Raw genomic sequence first — 16636 nt, forward strand, 5'->3', positions numbered from 1 at the left:
GGCGCCGCACACGAGGGAGGCCCCATGACCGTCGCAGCTCACGGCTCGTTGCTGGTTCCATCGTCTCTCGACACGGCGATCGCGGCCCTCACCGACCTCGGCGAGGACGGGGCGCCGTTCGCCGGCGGCACCTGGATCATGCGCGCGCCGATCCGCCACGAAGCCCGCAAGGCGACCTATGTCGCCCTCGGCCGCATTGCCGAGCTTCGCGAGATCACAATCACCCCCGCCGCCCTCGAAATCGGCGCGGGCGTGACCCACGCCGCCCTCGCCTCGGCCATCACGACCTTGGACGATCTCCGAGGGCTCGCCGCTGCCGCCGGCCGATCCGCGAACCCAGCCGTGCGCGCGGCCGCCACGGTCGGCGGCAATCTCTGCACGGTGGCGTTCGCCGCGGCGGACCTCGTTCCGGCCCTGCTCTGCCTCGACGCGGAGGTGGAGATCGCAGGCGCGGGTGGCCGCGAGCGCATGATGCTCGAGGCTTTCCTGGTGCGCCGCGGCACGCTCGCCCCGGGCCATCTTCTGACGAGGATCATCGTGCCACGCCATCTGGGTCACAGCGCCCACGCGCGGCTGCCGCTGCGGAAGGCGGGGGATTATCCCGTCGCCATCGTCAGCCTGCGGGTCGCTTGCGATCCCAGCGGCCGGGTGCGCGAGATCCGTATCGCCGTCGGCGCGGTGGAGCCGGTCGCCCGCCGTTGGCCGATGTTGGAGGCGACCCTGACGGGCGAGCGTCTCGATCCCGAGTCTGCGGCCGAACGGGCCGCCGCCTGCCTCGACGCCTTCACCGGGCGGGACGGCATCGAGGCTCCGGGATGGTACCGGGTTCACATCCTGCCCACCCTCTTCCGCCGCGCCGTCGCCGCCGCGAGCGGCTCCTGACCTCCGCGGAGACTTCGCCATGCCGATCCGCTTCACCCTGAACGGCCACGATCGCGGCACCGCAAGCGAACCGATGACGCCGCTGGTCGACGTGCTGCGTGAGCATTGTCATCTGACCGGTACCAAGGCGGTCTGCCGCGAAGGTTTCTGCGGCGCCTGCACCGTGCTCGTCGACGGCACGCCGACCCTTTCCTGCCTGACGCCCGCCGGCCTCGTCGAGGGCCGGAGTGTCGTGACGATCGAAGGCCTCGCACGGGACGGGGCCCTATCCCCGATCCAGGCCGCCTTCGAAGACCATGACGCCGTGCAATGCGGCATGTGCTTTCCGGGCATGGCGCTGGCCCTGAGCCACCTGCTGGAGACCAAACCCGGCGCCGACCGTGACACCATCCGCGCCGCGCTGACCGGCAACATCTGCCGCTGCACCGGATACGAGCGCATCGTCGAGGCGGCGATGTCCGTCGCGGCCGCGGCGCGCTGAGGAGGGCCAGCCCATGTCGGACGCGAACTCGGCCGTGATGGACCTGCGGCGCCGCGACGCCCGCGACAAGCTCCTCGGCCGCACCCGCTACACCATCGACCGCTACAGCCCCGGCATGCTCCATGCCGCCGTGCTGCGCGCGACCGTCCCGAGCGGCCGGATCCTACGCCTCGACGTGACGAAGGCGGCCGCGATGCCGGGCGTGCGCGCCGTCGTCACGGCAGCCGACGCGCCGGGCCGCATCGGCATCGGCATCGCCGACCATCCGCTCTTCGCCCAGGACGTGGTGCGCTACGACGGAGAACCGATCGCAGCCGTTGCCGCGGAGACGATCGAGGAGGCTCGGGCCGCCCTCGCCGCCATCGAGGTGGAAATCGCGCCGCTGCCGGCCTGCATCACCATGGCGGACGCGCTCGCGCCGGACGCCCCCTCGTCCACCCCGATTGGGAAAGCCACGAAATCCTCTTCGATGGCGGTCGGCGCGGTGGCAACGTCGCCTGGGAGGCGACGGTCGTCCGCGGCGATGTCGACGGCGCCTTCGCGCGGCCGGACGCCGTGATCGTGGAGAGTGCGTTCCGGGTCGGACGGCAGAACCATGTCGCCTTCGAGCCTCGGGCCGTGGTCGCCCGTTACGAAGACGGCCGCTTTCACATCGAGACCTCGACCCAGGTGCCGTGGACCATCCGCAACGCCACGGCGCGCTTTCTCGGCGTGCCCGCGTCTCAGGTCCGCGTGACGGTGCCGCCGGTCGGCGGGGCCTTCGGCCTCAAGTTCGACATCGCGGTCGAACCCTTCGCCGCGCTCCTCGCCCGCGCCACCGGTCTCCCCGTCCGGCTGGAGAACACGCGGGAAGAGGAGATGCTGACCTGCCTCTTCCGGGAAAATGCCGAAATCAGCATCCGCTCCGCGGTGACGCGGGGCGGCGAGATCGTCGGCCGCGAGGCCGTCGTGCTGATGGATTGCGGGGCCCACGGCGGCGAGCAGATCTTTCTCACCACCATGACGGCGCACACCCTGGGCGGGAACTACAAGCTCGGCAGCGTCCGGCTGGTCTCCCGCGCGGTCTACACCAACACGGCGCCGAACGGCGCCTTCCGCGCCTGCAATGGCGTCTACAACACGTTCGCCCTGGAGCGGCACACGGACGAGATTGCCGCCGCCCTCGGCATGGATCCTCTCGCCTTCCGGCGCCGCAACGTGCTCGGCGACGGGGATCTCGGCGCGACCGGGCAGGTCTTCGAAGGAAATGTGCTCGGGCCGATGCTGGATCGCATGGACACCCTGCGGCCGCGACAGGCCGCAGCAGAGGTGCGCGACGGCAAGCTGATCGGCCGGGCGACCACGGTCGGAACCTGGTTCATCTTCGTCGGCCCTTCGGCCGCGACCCTCAACATGAACGCCGACGGCACCGCGACCCTCGTCACCTCCGGCGTCGAGATCGGCTCGGGCTCGATGGTGCAAGGGTTGCCGCAGATCGTGGCGGCGACGCTCGGCATCCGCCCGGAGGACGTGGTGGTGCGCGCCGCCGATACCGATTCCGCCGGCTACGATGTGGGCGTCGGCGGTGGCCGCACAACCGTCTCGCTCGGGGCGGCGAGCCTTGCGGCGGCGACGGAGGTGCGCACCAAATTGTTGAGGGTCGCGGCCGACATGATCGAAGCCTCGGAGGGCGACCTCATCCTGCGGGAAGGCCGCGTCGAGATCGGCGGCGCGCCGGGCTCGGGCGTTCCCATCGCTACCGTCGCCGCCCGCGCGCAATCTCTCCACGGACCGGTGGCGGGCACCGGCGCCTTCACCCGCGGCGGTGTCCCGGCCATGCCGGGGTGCGCGGCGGGGCATTTCATCGACGCGATCGATATCCCCGTCTTCGCCGTCCATGATTGCGAGGTCGCGGTCGATCCGGACACAGGCCACGCCGAGGTGCTGAACTATCGGGTGGTGCAGGATGTCGGCCGGGCGCTCAACCCCCGCGCGATCCAAGGGCAGATCCAGGGCGGCGTGGTCCAGGGGCTCGGCTACGCCCTCCACGAGGAGGTCACCATCGACGACAATGGCCGGGTCCGTCAGAGCGGCTTCGAGACCTACCGCCTGCCGCTCGCGCTCGACGTCTTGCCGGTGGAGATCGCCCTCCACGAGGGCGCGCCGTCGATCGGGCCGCTCGGGGTGAAGGGCGCGGGGGAAGTGCCGATCCTCAATGTCGGGGCGACCATCGCCTGCGCCGTGGCGAACGCGACGGGCAAGCGGGTGCAGGAGCTGCCGCTGACCCCGCCGCGCGTTCTCGCCCTCCTGCTCGACCGCACGGAAGATCTTGCCCTGCCGCACATCGCACCGCGGTGGGAGGACAACCTGGTCGCGCCCCACGGCTCGGGTGCGCGCTGACCCCGCTCAGCCTGCGTTCAGGACTTCCTCGATCGCGCCGACGAGGAGGTCGGCGTGCTCCACCGCGAACACCAGGGGCGGGCGGATCTTGAGGATGTTGGCGTGGGGGCCGGCGGCGCTGATCAGGATGCGCCGGTCGCGCAGGCCGTTGACGAGGCGGGTCGCGATTTCCGGCGCCGGCTCCTTGGTGGCGCGGTCGCGCACCAACTCGACGCCGATGAAGAGGCCGGCGCCGCGCACGTCGCCGATCGCCGGATGGCCAACCGCGCGGAGCCGCTCGCGCAGGTAGGTCCCGACCGTCGCCGCGTTCGCGACGAGGGCCTCGTCGCGAATGACGCCGAGTACGGCGAGCGCCGCGGCGGCGGCGACCGCGCTGCCGCCGAAGGTGTTGAAATAACGCGCGCGGCGACCGAACTCTTCGAGCAAAGCCGGCCGGCAGACGAGACCCGCGACCGGATAGCCGTTGCCCATCGGCTTCCCCATCGAGACCATGTCCGGCACCACGCCGTGGCGTTCGAAGCCCCACAGCGCGTCGCCGGTGCGTCCGAACCCGGGCTGAACCTCGTCGGCGACGAAGAGGCCGCCGACCTCTCGGATCGCGTCGACGGCCGGTTTCAGGAATCCGCGCGGTTCGGCGAAGATGCCGTCGCTCGAAAAGATCGTATCGACGATGAGGAGCGCAGGACGGATGCCGTGGCGCTCCAAATCGGCGATCGCGGCGCGAACTTCGGCGCCGAAGCGCTCGGCCGCCTCCGCAGGCGCGCGGCGGTAGGAATCCGGCGCCGGGACGGTGCGGACATGTGCGCCGAGGGGCACCGCGCGGCCGAGCGAGGGGGAGAACTCGGCCACGGTGGCGGTGACGCCGTGATAGGCGAGTTCGGTGACGATGATGCCCGTGCCGCCCGTGACCGTGCGGGCGATGCGGACCGCGAGGTCGTTCGCCTCGCTGCCGGTGCAGGTCAGCATCACCTGGCTGAGCTCCGGCGGGAACGTCGCCGTCAGGGCCTCGGCATAATCGAGCACCGTCTCGTGCAGATAGCGGGTGTGGGTGTTGAGAACCGCGAGCTGCGCGGCGATCGCCTCCACCACCCGAGGATGGCAATGGCCGACGCTCGCAACGTTGTTGTAGGCGTCGAGATAACGCTCCCCGTTCGGCCCGTAGAGCCAGACGCCCTCCCCCCGCACCAGATGCACAGGGCGCTCGTAGAAGAGGCGGTAGGCGGGGCCGAGGACGCGGGCCCGGCGCTCGATCAGCACCTGTTCCTCGGGCGGAAGACGGGCGAAATCGGCCTGCCCGAAGGCGTTGATCATCGACATTGGATCAGTCTCCGTCGGAAGCGCGGTCGCGCGCCCGGCGCGCGAGGTCCGCAAGCCGGGTCGCCGGGTGGGCGGCGAGCAGAGCGAGCCCGCGCACGGCCGCGGGATGATTGCGCAGGATGTAATCGCGGGACGCCGGATAGAGCCCGGCGCGCCATTCGCCGATGACGATCGTCATCGCCATGCGGGCGGCGACCATGGCGGGCAGGATCGCGGCCTCGTCGTCACCGATCGCGATGTGCTCCGCATAGCCGGCGAGCAGCGCGTCGGCGAGGTCGAGGCCGCCGCCGCGCTCGATCTGGTAGGCGAGCGCGACCGCGAGATCCTGCACGCGCGGCCCCACGACCATGTCGCCGAAATCGATGACGCCGGTGACCCGCTCGCCGGTATCGCCATCGACGAGCAGGTTGTGCGGGTTGAAGTCGTTGTGGATGACCTGACGCGGCAGCGCCTCGAAGATCGGCCGCGCCTCGGCGTCGAAGCGGTCGAGCACGGCCGCGGCGAGCCCGCGGCGGGCGGGGTCGACATGGTCGAGGAGCGGCCTCAGCGCGGGCAGGCGCGCGTGGTTCCACAGGAGGCCGTCCTGATCCGGCACGTTCGGATCGAATCCGACGAACCCGGCATCGAGCCGGCCGAGCGCGCGGCCGATATCGGCAGCCTGGGCGGCGCTGGCCGGGGCCGCGTAGAGCGGGCGACCGTCAAGGAAGGACAGCAGCGAGACGATGCGGTGGGTGCCGTCGCGGAAGGAGACGATCCCGTCGTCTCTTTCTCGCGGCTCCAGCGGTCGGGGCACCGGCAGGTCCGGATCAGCGTCCGCGAGATGGCGCATGGCCGCGCGCTGATAGGCAATGATCTCCGGGCGTTCGGCAGGATTGCTGATCTTGAACACGAAGCGGCGGCCGTCTGCCGCCTCGACCCGGAAGGTCTGGTCGCGCTCGCTCGTCATCGCAACGAGGTCACCCGTAATGCCGTACACCGCGGCCAGGACGGCGCGGCCCTCCTCTAGGGAGATCGGAACGAGGCGCTGGGTGAGGATGCTCATCGTCGTCCGATCGCGGAATGCACCGAGCCGGGGCGTGCAGCGGAGCTACGGCAACCCCGGCATCCTCACGATGACATATGATGCATCATACATCAACCTATTGCGCGCGGTCGCCGTGTGTGGAAGGCTCCGCCCCGGAGCATCTTCGGATGCGAGGGTCGGAGCCACTCGGCGTGCGCGACATCTTCTCGACGATCGATCGGCCCAATCTGGCGGAGAGCGTGCGGGCCCGTATCACGGCTGCCCTCGTCGCCGGCGAACTGAAGCCCGGCGACAAGCTGCGCATCCGCCCCCTCGCCGAGCAGCTCGGCACCAGCGTCACCCCGGTGCGCGATGCCTTGCTCGGCCTGATCAGTGACGGCGTTCTCGAAAGCCGCACACCGAAGGATGTGAGGGTGCCGGCAATCCGGCTCGGGGACTATGAAGAAATCCGGATCATCCGCCTGCGCGTGGAAGGGCTCGCGGCGCGTATGGCGGCGCTCAACGCCACCGCCGGCGATGTCGCGCTCCTGCGCGATCTCGTCGAACGCAACGAGGCGGCGCGCGTCGACGGTCCCACCTCCGAAGCGCTCCGCCTCAATCAGATCTTCCATTTCGAGATCGCGCGGATTGCCGCGATGCCCACTCTCGCCGACATCATCCGCCGGCTTTGGCTTCGCATGGGCCCGATCATCGCCGCGATCTATGTCGCCGGCGGCCGGACCATGATCGACCACCATTATCCGATCCTGGACGCGATCGCGGCCGGCGACGGGGATGCGGCCGAGCGGGCGATCCAGGCGGACATCGAGGCCGCCGCCGACTTCGTCCGCGCCGCGGGGCTGCTCGCAGACGAATAGACGCAAAACGGCCGGGACGAGGGGTGCCCGTCCCGGCCGCAGACAATGGCGTCGCGCAGGTCTGCGCTTCGGTCAGTTCTTCCGGGTCGCCGTCACGTCGATCTTCACCTCGACGTCGAGGCCGACATATTGGCCGTCCGACCAGGAGCCCTGGCCGACGCCGTAATCGGTGCGCACGAGCTTGACGCTGCCGGTCGCATGGGCGGTGTCGCCGGAGATGTCGATCTTCACCGGCAGGACGAGGTCGCGGGACTTGTCGCGGATCGTCAGCGTGCCGACGGCGTCGTATTCATCGCCACCCTTCGCCTTGAAGCTCTTCACTTCGAACACGGCGTTCGGGAACTTCGAGGCGTCGAACCAGTCGGGCTGCGGCAGCGCCTCGTCCTTCTGGGTATCGCCGGTCGCGGCGCTCGCGACGTCGATGGTGATCGCGGCGTGGCCCGCGGCGGGATTGGCGGGATCGAAATCGATCGTGCCGCTCCACTTGCCGAACTTGCCTTCGAAGGCGTTGCCGGTCTGGGTGGCGGAGAAGGCGAGCGTGCTCTTCGCCGGGTCCACGACCCATTCCGCCGCCGAGGCGGCGGCGAACGGCGCCGCGGCGAGGAGGGCGGCGGTCGCGAGGAGGACGGGGCGGCGAAGACGGGAAAGGCTGAACATCAAACGTCTCCTTGGCCGAAGCGCGGCAGCATGCGGGTCAGCACCGAGTCGCGGAGCACGAAATGGTGGCGCAGCGCGGCGGCGGCGTGGACAATCACGAGGGCGACCATCACCCAGACGCCGGCGACATGGGCGCTCGTGAAGGTCGCGTTGAGCGACGCCTTGGTGCCGAGCTCCGCGGGGAAAGTGAGATGGGGGAACGGGAGGACCCCGTACAGCACCGTCGGAATGTTGAACGGCGAGGTCGACACCAGAGCCCAGCCCGTCAGCGGCATGCCGAGGAGCAGAGCGTAGAGCCCGAGATGGCCGAGATGGGCCGCGAGCTTCTCGAGCGCCGGCATGGTGTCGGGCAGCGGCGGCGGCCGATGAGCGATACGCCAGCCCAGCCGCAGCACGGTGAGCGCGAGCACGGTGATGCCGACCGACTTGTGCCACTGGAACAGCACGAACTGGAGAGGCGAGCCGGGCTTCGCCGACATCATGGTCCAGCCCATGGCGAGAAGGCAGAGAATCGCGATCACCGTCAGCCAATGCAGCGTGACGGCCACGGCGTCGTAGCGGGTCTTCAAAGCCAAGGTGTGGGACATCGGTCCGGCTCCGTCGAGAGGCGGAAAGGGGCGCCGGCCCGCAAGCGCCCGCCGATCGGATTTTCGCGACCCGATCGGCGAACACTGGGCGCCGGCGCGCCGATCACTTCACCGCGTCGAATTCGGCGCTGATGATGAGCTTGACGTCGTCGCCGACGGCCGGGGCGTAGGTCTTGATGCCGAACTCGGTGCGCTTGATCACCGTGGTGGCGCTGAAGCCGAGCACGTAGGCCTTGAACATGTTCTCGCCGCCGCCGTTGAAGGTGGCGTCGAGGGTCACCGGCTTGGTCACGCCGTGCAGCGTCAGGTCACCGGTGATCTTGCCGGTGTGCGCGCCGGTCACGACGATCTTGGTCGACTTGAAGGTGGCGGTCGGGAACTTCGCCGCATCGAAGAAGTCCGGCGACTCGAGGTGCTCGTCGAGCTTCGGATTGGTGGTGTCGACGCTGTTCATCTGCACCGTCACCTCGAGTGTCGACTTCGCCGGCGCCTTGGCGTCGAAGTTCAGCTTCGCGTCGAACGTCTTGAACAGGCCGTAATAGGTCGAGAAGCCGAAGTGGCTCGTCGAGAAGATGATCTTGGCGTGGGCGGGATCGAGGGCGAACGCGCCGCTCCTCACGTCGGCGAGGTTGGTGGTCGGGCCTTCGGCGAGGCCGGGGGTGGCGACGAGCACCGGCGAGAGCGCAAGCGCGGCGGCGAGATAGAGAGCGGAACGCTTCATGACGAGCCCTTCGAGGTTGGCCGTTCGGAGGAGGGATCGCCGGCTTGGGAGGACCGGTCGATCACGGGAGCCAACACTCGCTTAGACGAAGGGCATCACCACGAGCAATCGCCGTTCACCGCACCACATTGTCTCTGAAGCGTAGACAATGACGAGAAGGAGGCGCGATTGGACACTTTTTGGGCTAAATAAGGCCGCGGTCAGAGGATCGGAGCGGGGCGGCTTTGTCGTAACACCAGTGGCGTCGCGGGGCAGTGTCCGCCGACGGCGGCGCCATAAAAATCCCATCATGGCAGAGGCGGCAATCCGCGCTGCGCGACGCTCGCGGAAGCGTGATCCGAGACCAAGGGCGCAAGATCCGCCGCGGCGCGACCGCCGGTAATCGAGGCCGTTCAGCCGTGCCGAGGGGCGGGCCGTCAGGGGCCCGCCATCAGCTTGCCGTCGAATCCGATCAGCGGCACCCCGTAGCTCGCGAGGATCTTGTTGAAGTCGCTCTGGCGCTTCACGATGATCGCGTTGAGCCGGTGCTTCCAATCGTTCTCGCCCTGGCGGATGCCGAACGAGATGCGGAACTCGAGCGGCGGGCGCGCGGTCTCGTTGACGAGCGGAACGACCTTGAGCTTCGGCTGGGCTTGGCCCGCGAAATAGCCGCCGATCGGCCCCCACAGGAGGGCGCCGTCGATCTTGCCCGCCTCGAGGTCCTTCAGCATGTCCTCGGCCGGCGATTGATATTCGCGGTCGACCAGCAGCGAGTAGGAGCGCGTCTCGTCGAGCAGGCCGTTCGCCTGGAGGTGATCGACCACCGGCGTCGCCGCGATGACACCAAGGTGCTTGCCCTTGAGCAGCGGGTCGGACAGCCGGGTGACGCCGGCGAGCGGTCCGTCGGGCTTCACCACGAGCACGTAGACGGAGCGATAATAGGGGTTCGTCGTGAGGGCCGGATCACCGCCCATGACATAGCCCATGATGACGTCGCAATAGCCGGCCTGGAGCGTGTTGCGGACGAATCCGGGCCCCTGCGACAGCCAATAATAGCGCACGGGCAGGCCAAGCTCCTCCCCGACGATGTCGGCGATTTTGTTTTCGAACCCCTCCTTCTTGCGGTCCGAGAACGGCATGGCGGCGGGCGAGCCGCACACGCGCAGGGTATCGGTGGAGACGAGGTCCGGAACGGTCTGCGCCGCCGCGGGCGTGGCAAACCCGGCGGCGGCGATGACGAAACCGAACAGCGCGGCGAGACGCTCGGGACGAAGGCGCTTCGGCATGGGATGCTCCGGTCAGCGACGCTTGAGGCTCTGGCGCTCGATCATAGCGTGAGCCTCCGTTTCTGGCGCGCCTCGCGATCACTCCCCGAGGCAGGAAGCCTCCGCTTCCCGCGCGGCTGCGGGCTTGTCCGCATGCTTGGCGGGCCGGCCGCGACCCACGGCGTCGTCGGCACGCGCCTTCAGGTAGACGTAGATGTCGTCGATGTAGCACATCACGTTCTTGTTGGTGCCGAACGCCGGCATCACGTTCTCATGACCAGTACCGACATTCATGCGGCCCTGCACAACCGTGGAGACGAAGGTGTTGTAGTCCATCGTCTTCAGCGAATTGGCGAGCGCCGGGGCATAAGTCGAGCCCTGCCCGTCGGGGCCGTGGCAGACGTGGCAATCGGAGTGATAGCGGCGGAAACCGGAGTAGGTATACCAATCGACCGTGCCGTCCGGCTGGACATTGTAGGTCGGATTGCCCTCGGCGTCGAAATATTTGCCGTCCTGCTCGCTGGCCGGCTTCTGGGCATCGGCGAGCGCGATGTTGGAAACGAACAGCCCCATGGCGACAGCGCACAGCCCGCTGACGATCGAAGGGCGAAACACAATCTTGGCGACCAAAGACTCATCCTCACGGAAGGCGCGAAGCCGGGACACGGTGTCGTGCACGCCAAGCCCGCTACGGTGGAGAAAGAACCGGCGCGAGGTCGGGGTCGCGCCGGTCCAAGTTCGGGAGAGGAGAGGATCGCGGCCGGCGCAAAGGAGCGCCGGCCGATCTGCTCTCGGGGTCGATCAGGGCACCGCGAAGACGGTGAGCTGGCCGCCGAGGGCGGTGTAGTCGTTGAGGGCCGCGTAGCCGCCGACCGCACCGAGACCGGCATTCGGATCGGTGAGGCCGGCCGCGAGGCCGATGCCGGCCCAGCCGCCGACGCCCGACAGGACGGCGACGTATTGCTTGCCCTTGTGGGTGTAGGTCATCACGTTGCCGATGATGCCCGACGGCGTCTTGAAGCGGTAAAGCTCCTTGCCCGAGTGGGCGTCGATCGCCTTCAGGTAGCCCTCGAGCGTGCCGTAGAAGACCACATCGCCGGCGGTGGCAAGCGCACCCGACCACACCGAGAACTGCTCGGGGATCGACCACACGATCTTACCCTTCACCGCATCCCAGGCGATGAAGTTGCCCATGTTGCTCGAACCCTCGGGCGGATACATGGACAGCGTCGCGCCGACATAGGGCTGACCCGGCGTGTAGCTCACACGGTACGGCTCATAGTCCATGCAGACGTGGTTGGTCGGCACGTAGAACAGACCGGTCTTCGGCGAATAGGCCGAGGGCTGCTGATCCTTGGTGCCGAGCGCGGCCGGGCAGACGCCCTTGGTGTTGACGTCCTCGCCGTTCGCTTCGGTCGAGTACTTCGCCACCACTTCCGGACGGCCGTAGGTCGGGCTGGACTTGTCCATGTCGACCTTGGTCGCCCAGTTCACGGCCGGGTCGAATTTCTCGGCGACGAGAAGCTCACCGGACTCGCGATCGAGGGTGTAGGCGAAACCGTTGCGGTCCGGATGGAACAGGAGCTTGCGGTCCTTGCCGTCGATCTTCTTGTCGACGAGCATCATCTCGTTGACGCCGTCATAGTCCCACTGGTCGTGGGGGGTCATCTGATAAACCCACTTCGCCATGCCGGTGTCCGGATCGCGGGCGAAGATGGTCATCGACCATTTGTTGTCGCCCGGGCGCTGGCTCGGGTTCCAGGTCGAGGGGTTGCCGGTGCCGTAATAGACCGTGTTGAGCTGGGGATCGTAGGAATACCAGCCCCAGGTGCAGCCGCCACCGATCTTCCACTGATCACCCTTCCAGGTCTTCAGCGAAGAATCCTTGCCGACCGGCTTGCCGAGCTCCATCGTCTTGTCCGGATCGACCTTGATCTCGTCGTCCGGGCCCGCCGAATAGGCGCGCCAAACCTGCTTGCCGGTCGCCGCGTCGTAGGCGGTGACGTGGCAACGCACGCCGAACTCGCCGCCCGAGATGCCGACGAGGACCTTGTCCTTCACCGGAAGCACGGTCGCCGTGTTGGTCTCGCCCTTGGTCGGATCGCCGTTCTGGACCTTCCAGATCACCTTGCCGGTCTTGGCGTCGAGTGCCACGACGGTGGTGTCGGCCTGGTGCAGGAAGATCTTGCCGTCGGAATAGGCGACGCCACGGTTGACCGTGTCGCAGCACATCACCGGGATGACGTTCGGATCCTGCTTCGGCTCATAGCGCCAGATGATCTTTCCCTCGTTGTTGAGATCGAGGGCGTACACGACGTTCGGGAACGGCGTGTGGACGTACATGATGTCGCCCACGACGAGCGGGGAGCCCTCGTGGCCGCGCAGAACGCCCGTGGAGAAAGTCCAGGACACCTGGAGTTTTCCGACGTTCTTGGTGTTGATCTGATCGAGCTTCGAGTAGCGGGTGTTGGCGTAGTCACCCGTCTGGATAACCCACTGATTGGGGTTGTCGATCTGCTTTTGGAGATCATCGTTCGCCTGGGCAGGGACGACCCATGCCGCAGCGAGCGCCAATACCGCGAGCGGTCCGGCTCTTCTCATCGCGCATCCTCCAGTAGGATAGTCCCGGGTCGCCCGGCCACAAGCACGGACGCACAGCTATCCCTAGTATTTCTTGCTTCGGGGACGAGACCTTCGACAGCGTGTCACAACCGGCGGTTCCGCCATCGAGCACGCAGCGACGAGTGAGCATCGCGCTGGCCTACGAACCGTATATCGCTTTCCCCGTGCGATACCGTTGAAGCCGAAGGATGCCCCGATGCTAATCACACAATTTCCAGCATGCAACCAACTTTCTGAGTTTGCTCTTATTTTTTGCGGCGCATGATGGCGTGATTTCATTTCACTCCGGTGTGAATTCTTTTGGAGCACGCCCAGCGCCGCGGGAATGCATCTAATACCTTATTTTAGAACGATTTTCCGAAAAGAAGCGGCCTCACCTGAGGGTCGCGGCAGCGCAAAACGCTATCCGCGCGGGATCATCGCAGCGCAAAATATTCCAATCCGTACTTTTCGTCGCGCGCTCAGAGACTCGCGGAAATTCTGGATTTTGTGCGAGCGTCGCGTCCGTTCGCGCTCAAGGTCATTTGTGCATCGCAGCAAGTCAGCTTCGGGCGAGCTATCTTATTATGTTATAAGGGATTCCTTCCGGTTGATGCGCACCCTCCTCCTCCGCATGATGCGGTCGAGAAAGCGGGTGGTGGCGCGGCGCAAAGCCCGCTCCGCGGCCCGCAGCACGGCGGGAGCCCACGCCCCGCCACGACATTCTGGGCCGAGGCCGGCAGAGTTCCATGCGGACGGGACAGACAATGGCAATGCTCGGAGACGCTCCATCCGCCAAAGCGCACTCGGAAGGGCGCGCGAGCCCCTCCATCTCGCGGCGAACCGCGCTCGGCCTTCTCGGGGCGGCGGCTCTCGCGCCGACGATCGGACGCGCCCGAGCCGCGGACGCCGCCACGATCCGCGCCGGCGTGCTCAAGTTCGGGACGGTCAACTGGGAGCTCGACACGATTCGCCGCCTCGGCCTCGACAGTGCGAACGGGATCCGAATCGAATCGGTCCAAGTGGCTTCCAACGACGCCACCCGCATCGCCTTCATGGCCGGTGACGTGGACGTCATCGCGACCGATCTTCTCCTCGCCGCCCGTCTCACCGCAGAGGGGACGCCCGTCGTCTACATTCCCTTCTCGGCGAGCGAGGGCGGCGTGATGGTCGCCAAGGATTCCCCCTTCAAGACGCTGTCCGACCTCAAGGGCAAGAAGGTCGCGGTGGCCGGCGGACCGCTCGACAAGAGCTGGCTTCTTCTGCGCGCCTACGCGCAGAGCCGGGACAACTTCGATCTCGCGACCGCCGTCGAGCCTTCCTTCGGCGCGCCGCCGTTGCTCGCCGAGATGCTCGCCAATGGCCAGTTCGATGCCGGCCTCCTGTTCTGGAACTTCTGTGCCCGGCTCGAGGCGAAAGGGTTCCGCACCCTGATCTCGACCGAGGACGCGGCCCGCGCCTTCGGTGCGACGGGCGCGGTCGCACTGATCGGCTACGTCTTCAAGGCGGATTTCGCCGCCCGCCACCCCGAGGCGGTCGACGGCTTCGCCGCCGCGTCGAAGGCGGCAAAACAGGCGCTGGCGACCTCGGCGTCCGCCTGGGACGCGCTGCGGCCGCTCATGCAGGCCGACGATCCCGCCGTGTTCGACGCCCTCAAGCGCCGGTTCATCGACGGAATTCCCAATCGCCCGATCGCCGAGGAGGAGGCCGACGCGGCGCGCCTTTATGCCGTGATCGCGGAAATCGGGGGACCGAAGCTGGTCGGCCCGGCGAAGACCCTGCCGAAGGGGCTCTATTGGACCGGTCATGCCGCCAGCCCCTGACGTGTCTCCGCCGTGGGGAGGCCGGCGCCTGCGCCTCGCGGCGATCAACGCCGCGTCGCTCGTCGTGCTGATCGGCCTCTGGGCCCTGGCCGCGTCGCTCGCCCACACCCGCAGCGTCCCGTCGCCGCTGTCGGTCGCGACCTTCCTCGTGGAGGAGGCCCGCAGCGGCGCGCTCGAGGCGAACATCGCCGTCACCCTCGGCCGCGTCGCCGCCTCGTTCGCCCTCGCGATGACGATCGGCACCGCCATCGGCCTCTGGCTCGGCCGGATGCGCAAGGCGGACCGGGTCTTTTCGCTCTGGCTCCTGGTGCTGCTCAACACCCCGGCGCTCGTCATCGCCGTTCTCTGTTATATCTGGCTCGGCCTGACGGACACCGCGGCCGTGCTCGCCGTCGCCCTCAACAAGCTGCCGATGACCGCCGTCACCGTGCGCGAAGGCGCCCGGGCGTTCGACCCCGGGCTCGACGAGATGGCGACGGCCTATCGCCTCCCGTTCGGCACCTGGCTGCATCACGTCGCAGCGCCGCAGCTCGCGCCCTACCTCGCCGCCGCCGCCCGCAATGGCATCGCCCTCGTTTGGAAGATCGTCCTTCTCGTCGAGTTGCTCGGGCGGCCGGACGGTGTCGGCGCGGCGATCTCGCTCTATTTCCAGCTCTTCGATGTTCGTGCCGTGATCGGCTATGCGGTCGCCTTCGGCGCCGTCATGCTCACGATCGAGTTCCTTGTGTTGCAGCCCCTCGAGTCCCATGCCCGCCGCTGGCGCATCGACCCCGCTTGACGTTCGCATCGACCTGAAGCGGTACCGGCGGGGCGACGGCACGGTGGTCGAAGCCGTGCGCGGCCTGACCCTCGCGATCGCGCCCGCCCGCTTCACCTGCCTGATCGGCCCGTCCGGCTGCGGCAAGACCACGGCGCTCAGGATCGCGGCCGGCCTCGACCACGATTTCGAGGGCGCGGTCACGCCCGATCCGCGCAGCCTGAGGCTTGCGCTGATGTTCCAGGAGCCGCGGCTGCTGCCCTGGCGGACGGTCGAGCAGAATGTCCGCCTCGTCCTAGCCCGGCCCGAGCGGCGGAAACCTCTCGATTCTTTGTTCGCCGCGGTTGGGCTCGAATCCTGGCGCGATCGGTATCCGGGGGAGCTTTCGCTGGGTCTCGCCCGCCGCGTCGCGCTCGCCCGGGCGCTGGCGACGGAACCGGATTTCCTTCTGCTAGACGAGCCCTTCGTGTCTCTCGACGATTCCGCGGCCGCCGCGCTCCGCGGCGTGCTGCTCGAAGCGTTCGCGGCGCGCGGAATGGGGATCCTGATGGTCACGCATAATCTGCGCGAAGCGCTCGCCATCGCCGACACTTTGGTCCTGCTCGCACCGCGTCCGAGCCGGGTTCTCGCCCGTGTCGATCTCGATGCGCCACGGCCTTCGCGCAGCGGGACCTGGATCGAGACGGAACGTCGCAGCCTCGCCGAGCGCTTCCCTTCGGTCGTCGCGCGTGGATAATCGGCCAGAGAGCTCGAAAGCGACAAACTCTGTCCAAAATTCACAATGAGTTCTTCCAACTCGAATGTATATGCTGCCCACTGGGCTTACATTCGCGGCTCGGAAAAAGATCCAGGAAACGCTCGCTAGAGGTGCTTGATGAAAAGTGTGTTGTTCGGTGCGCTCGCGCTCGTTGCGCTGGCGGGTCCCGTTTACGCCCAGGATGCGGCGGCGGGCGAGAAGCTGTTCATGCGCTGCAAGGCGTGTCATCAGATCGGGCCGGATGCGAAGAACGCCATCGGTCCCGACCTGAACGGCGTCGTGGGCCGCAGGGCCGGCACCGAGGAAGGCTATTCCTACTCGGCGGCTCTCAAGGATTCCGGCCTCACCTGGGACGAGGCGACCCTGACCAAGTGGCTCCACGGGCCGAAGAAGCTCGTCGCCGGCACCAAGATGATCTTCCCGGGCTTCCAGAAGGACGACGATATCAAAAACGTCATCGCCTATCTGAGCCAGTTCAACGCCGACGGCTCCAAGAAGTGACCTTTCGCGAGGCCGGCCGGCAGCCGGCCGCCTTCGAAAGTTGATCGG

At 67.7% G+C, this 16636-nt stretch carries 17 protein-coding genes; 9 read left to right on the top strand and 8 right to left on the bottom strand.

Features of this window, described 5'->3' with window-relative positions; genetic code table 11:
- Positions 1 to 24: 24 nt before the first annotated feature.
- Genes F0357_RS23430 through F0357_RS23440 form a run of 4 tightly spaced genes read left to right on the top strand, consistent with a single transcriptional unit; the run spans position 25 to position 3742 of the window.
- Positions 25 to 882 carry an FAD binding domain-containing protein gene (locus tag F0357_RS23430; RefSeq protein ID WP_153491119.1) on the top strand — a complete coding sequence of 286 codons (858 nt, stop codon included), beginning with the start codon at positions 25 to 27 and terminating at the stop codon, positions 880 to 882.
- A gap of 19 nt (positions 883 to 901) precedes the next feature.
- Positions 902 to 1363, top strand: a complete 462-nt coding sequence (locus F0357_RS23435) for a (2Fe-2S)-binding protein (protein ID WP_153491123.1) — start codon at positions 902 to 904, stop codon at positions 1361 to 1363.
- A 13-nt stretch (positions 1364 to 1376) separates the two neighbouring features.
- A complete protein-coding gene (locus F0357_RS24840; protein ID WP_246161868.1) occupies positions 1377 to 1922 on the top strand; it encodes a hypothetical protein in 546 nt (181 codons plus the stop codon).
- Positions 1919 to 3742: a xanthine dehydrogenase family protein molybdopterin-binding subunit gene (locus F0357_RS23440; RefSeq protein ID WP_376767852.1), complete on the top strand. Its 1824-nt coding sequence runs from the start codon at positions 1919 to 1921 to the stop codon at positions 3740 to 3742. Before F0357_RS24840 ends, F0357_RS23440 begins: the two co-directional genes overlap by 4 nt.
- A gap of 6 nt (positions 3743 to 3748) precedes the next feature.
- Here the strand turns inward: F0357_RS23440 and F0357_RS23445 are convergent, their stop codons facing one another.
- Positions 3749 to 5059 carry an aspartate aminotransferase family protein gene (locus F0357_RS23445; protein WP_153491128.1) on the bottom strand — a complete coding sequence of 437 codons (1311 nt, stop codon included), beginning with the start codon at positions 5057 to 5059 and terminating at the stop codon, positions 3749 to 3751.
- Between the two features lie 4 nt (positions 5060 to 5063).
- Positions 5064 to 6101 (bottom strand): phosphotransferase, encoded by a 1038-nt coding sequence (locus F0357_RS23450; RefSeq protein ID WP_153491130.1) that lies wholly within the window; start codon positions 6099 to 6101, stop codon positions 5064 to 5066.
- Positions 6102 to 6274: 173 nt separating this feature from the next.
- On the opposite strand from F0357_RS23450, the gene F0357_RS23455 reads away from it, so the two are divergent.
- Complete coding sequence (locus tag F0357_RS23455) at positions 6275 to 6940, top strand: GntR family transcriptional regulator (RefSeq protein WP_312861802.1); 666 nt, start codon at positions 6275 to 6277, stop codon at positions 6938 to 6940.
- 72 nt (positions 6941 to 7012) lie between these two features.
- On the opposite strand, the gene F0357_RS23460 is transcribed toward F0357_RS23455, so the two are convergent.
- The 6 genes from F0357_RS23460 to xoxF5 all read right to left on the bottom strand — a co-directional run bounded on the left by F0357_RS23460 (position 7013) and on the right by xoxF5 (position 12750).
- Positions 7013 to 7597: a YceI family protein gene (locus tag F0357_RS23460; protein WP_153491135.1), complete on the bottom strand. Its 585-nt coding sequence runs from the start codon at positions 7595 to 7597 to the stop codon at positions 7013 to 7015.
- Positions 7597 to 8184, bottom strand: coding sequence for a cytochrome b (locus tag F0357_RS23465; RefSeq protein WP_153491139.1), 588 nt, complete (start codon positions 8182 to 8184; stop codon positions 7597 to 7599). The genes F0357_RS23460 and F0357_RS23465 overlap by 1 nt, the downstream gene beginning before the upstream one ends.
- Before the next feature lie 103 nt (positions 8185 to 8287).
- Entirely contained in the window at positions 8288 to 8905 is a 618-nt protein-coding gene (locus tag F0357_RS23470; protein ID WP_153491142.1) for a YceI family protein, read from the bottom strand.
- A gap of 416 nt (positions 8906 to 9321) precedes the next feature.
- On the bottom strand, positions 9322 to 10170 hold the full coding sequence (locus F0357_RS23475) for a substrate-binding domain-containing protein (RefSeq protein WP_153491146.1): 849 nt from the start codon (positions 10168 to 10170) through the stop codon (positions 9322 to 9324).
- Between the two features lie 78 nt (positions 10171 to 10248).
- A complete protein-coding gene (locus tag F0357_RS23480; RefSeq protein WP_153491600.1) occupies positions 10249 to 10722 on the bottom strand; it encodes a c-type cytochrome, methanol metabolism-related in 474 nt (157 codons plus the stop codon).
- A gap of 228 nt (positions 10723 to 10950) precedes the next feature.
- A complete protein-coding gene (xoxF5, locus tag F0357_RS23485; RefSeq protein ID WP_153491157.1) occupies positions 10951 to 12750 on the bottom strand; it encodes a lanthanide-dependent methanol dehydrogenase XoxF5 in 1800 nt (599 codons plus the stop codon).
- A gap of 767 nt (positions 12751 to 13517) precedes the next feature.
- Between xoxF5 and F0357_RS23490 the strand changes: the two genes are divergently transcribed.
- The 4 genes from F0357_RS23490 (at position 13518) to F0357_RS23505 (ending at position 16588) form a co-directional block, all read left to right on the top strand.
- A complete protein-coding gene (locus F0357_RS23490; RefSeq protein ID WP_312861803.1) occupies positions 13518 to 14573 on the top strand; it encodes an ABC transporter substrate-binding protein in 1056 nt (351 codons plus the stop codon).
- Positions 14557 to 15351: an ABC transporter permease gene (locus F0357_RS23495; RefSeq protein WP_153491169.1), complete on the top strand. Its 795-nt coding sequence runs from the start codon at positions 14557 to 14559 to the stop codon at positions 15349 to 15351. The genes F0357_RS23490 and F0357_RS23495 overlap by 17 nt, the downstream gene beginning before the upstream one ends.
- Positions 15320 to 16066 (top strand): ABC transporter ATP-binding protein, encoded by a 747-nt coding sequence (locus F0357_RS23500; protein WP_153491173.1) that lies wholly within the window; start codon positions 15320 to 15322, stop codon positions 16064 to 16066. The genes F0357_RS23495 and F0357_RS23500 overlap by 32 nt, the downstream gene beginning before the upstream one ends.
- A 138-nt stretch (positions 16067 to 16204) precedes the next feature.
- Positions 16205 to 16588 (top strand): c-type cytochrome, encoded by a 384-nt coding sequence (locus F0357_RS23505; protein ID WP_208948569.1) that lies wholly within the window; start codon positions 16205 to 16207, stop codon positions 16586 to 16588.
- Positions 16589 to 16636: the final 48 nt, after the last annotated feature.

Source organism: Segnochrobactrum spirostomi (assembly GCF_009600605.1).
In the GTDB taxonomy this organism is placed as follows: Bacteria; Pseudomonadota; Alphaproteobacteria; order Rhizobiales; family Segnochrobactraceae; genus Segnochrobactrum; species Segnochrobactrum spirostomi.

Coding starts and splice junctions, on each gene's coding strand:
- F0357_RS23460 (WP_153491135.1), bottom strand. CDS start 7,597: ATGTTCAGCCTTTCCCGTCTTCGCCGCCCCGTCCTCCTCGCGACCGCC.
- F0357_RS23495 (WP_153491169.1), top strand. CDS start 14,557: ATGCCGCCAGCCCCTGACGTGTCTCCGCCGTGGGGAGGCCGGCGCCTG.
- F0357_RS23430 (WP_153491119.1), top strand. CDS start 25: ATGACCGTCGCAGCTCACGGCTCGTTGCTGGTTCCATCGTCTCTCGAC.
- xoxF5 (WP_153491157.1), bottom strand. CDS start 12,750: ATGAGAAGAGCCGGACCGCTCGCGGTATTGGCGCTCGCTGCGGCATGG.
- F0357_RS23490 (WP_312861803.1), top strand. CDS start 13,518: ATGGCAATGCTCGGAGACGCTCCATCCGCCAAAGCGCACTCGGAAGGG.
- F0357_RS23480 (WP_153491600.1), bottom strand. CDS start 10,722: ATGGGGCTGTTCGTTTCCAACATCGCGCTCGCCGATGCCCAGAAGCCG.
- F0357_RS24840 (WP_246161868.1), top strand. CDS start 1,377: ATGTCGGACGCGAACTCGGCCGTGATGGACCTGCGGCGCCGCGACGCC.
- F0357_RS23465 (WP_153491139.1), bottom strand. CDS start 8,184: ATGTCCCACACCTTGGCTTTGAAGACCCGCTACGACGCCGTGGCCGTC.
- F0357_RS23505 (WP_208948569.1), top strand. CDS start 16,205: ATGAAAAGTGTGTTGTTCGGTGCGCTCGCGCTCGTTGCGCTGGCGGGT.
- F0357_RS23475 (WP_153491146.1), bottom strand. CDS start 10,170: ATGCCGAAGCGCCTTCGTCCCGAGCGTCTCGCCGCGCTGTTCGGTTTC.
- F0357_RS23450 (WP_153491130.1), bottom strand. CDS start 6,101: ATGAGCATCCTCACCCAGCGCCTCGTTCCGATCTCCCTAGAGGAGGGC.
- F0357_RS23435 (WP_153491123.1), top strand. CDS start 902: ATGCCGATCCGCTTCACCCTGAACGGCCACGATCGCGGCACCGCAAGC.
- F0357_RS23445 (WP_153491128.1), bottom strand. CDS start 5,059: ATGTCGATGATCAACGCCTTCGGGCAGGCCGATTTCGCCCGTCTTCCG.
- F0357_RS23500 (WP_153491173.1), top strand. CDS start 15,320: ATGCCCGCCGCTGGCGCATCGACCCCGCTTGACGTTCGCATCGACCTG.
- F0357_RS23470 (WP_153491142.1), bottom strand. CDS start 8,905: ATGAAGCGTTCCGCTCTCTATCTCGCCGCCGCGCTTGCGCTCTCGCCG.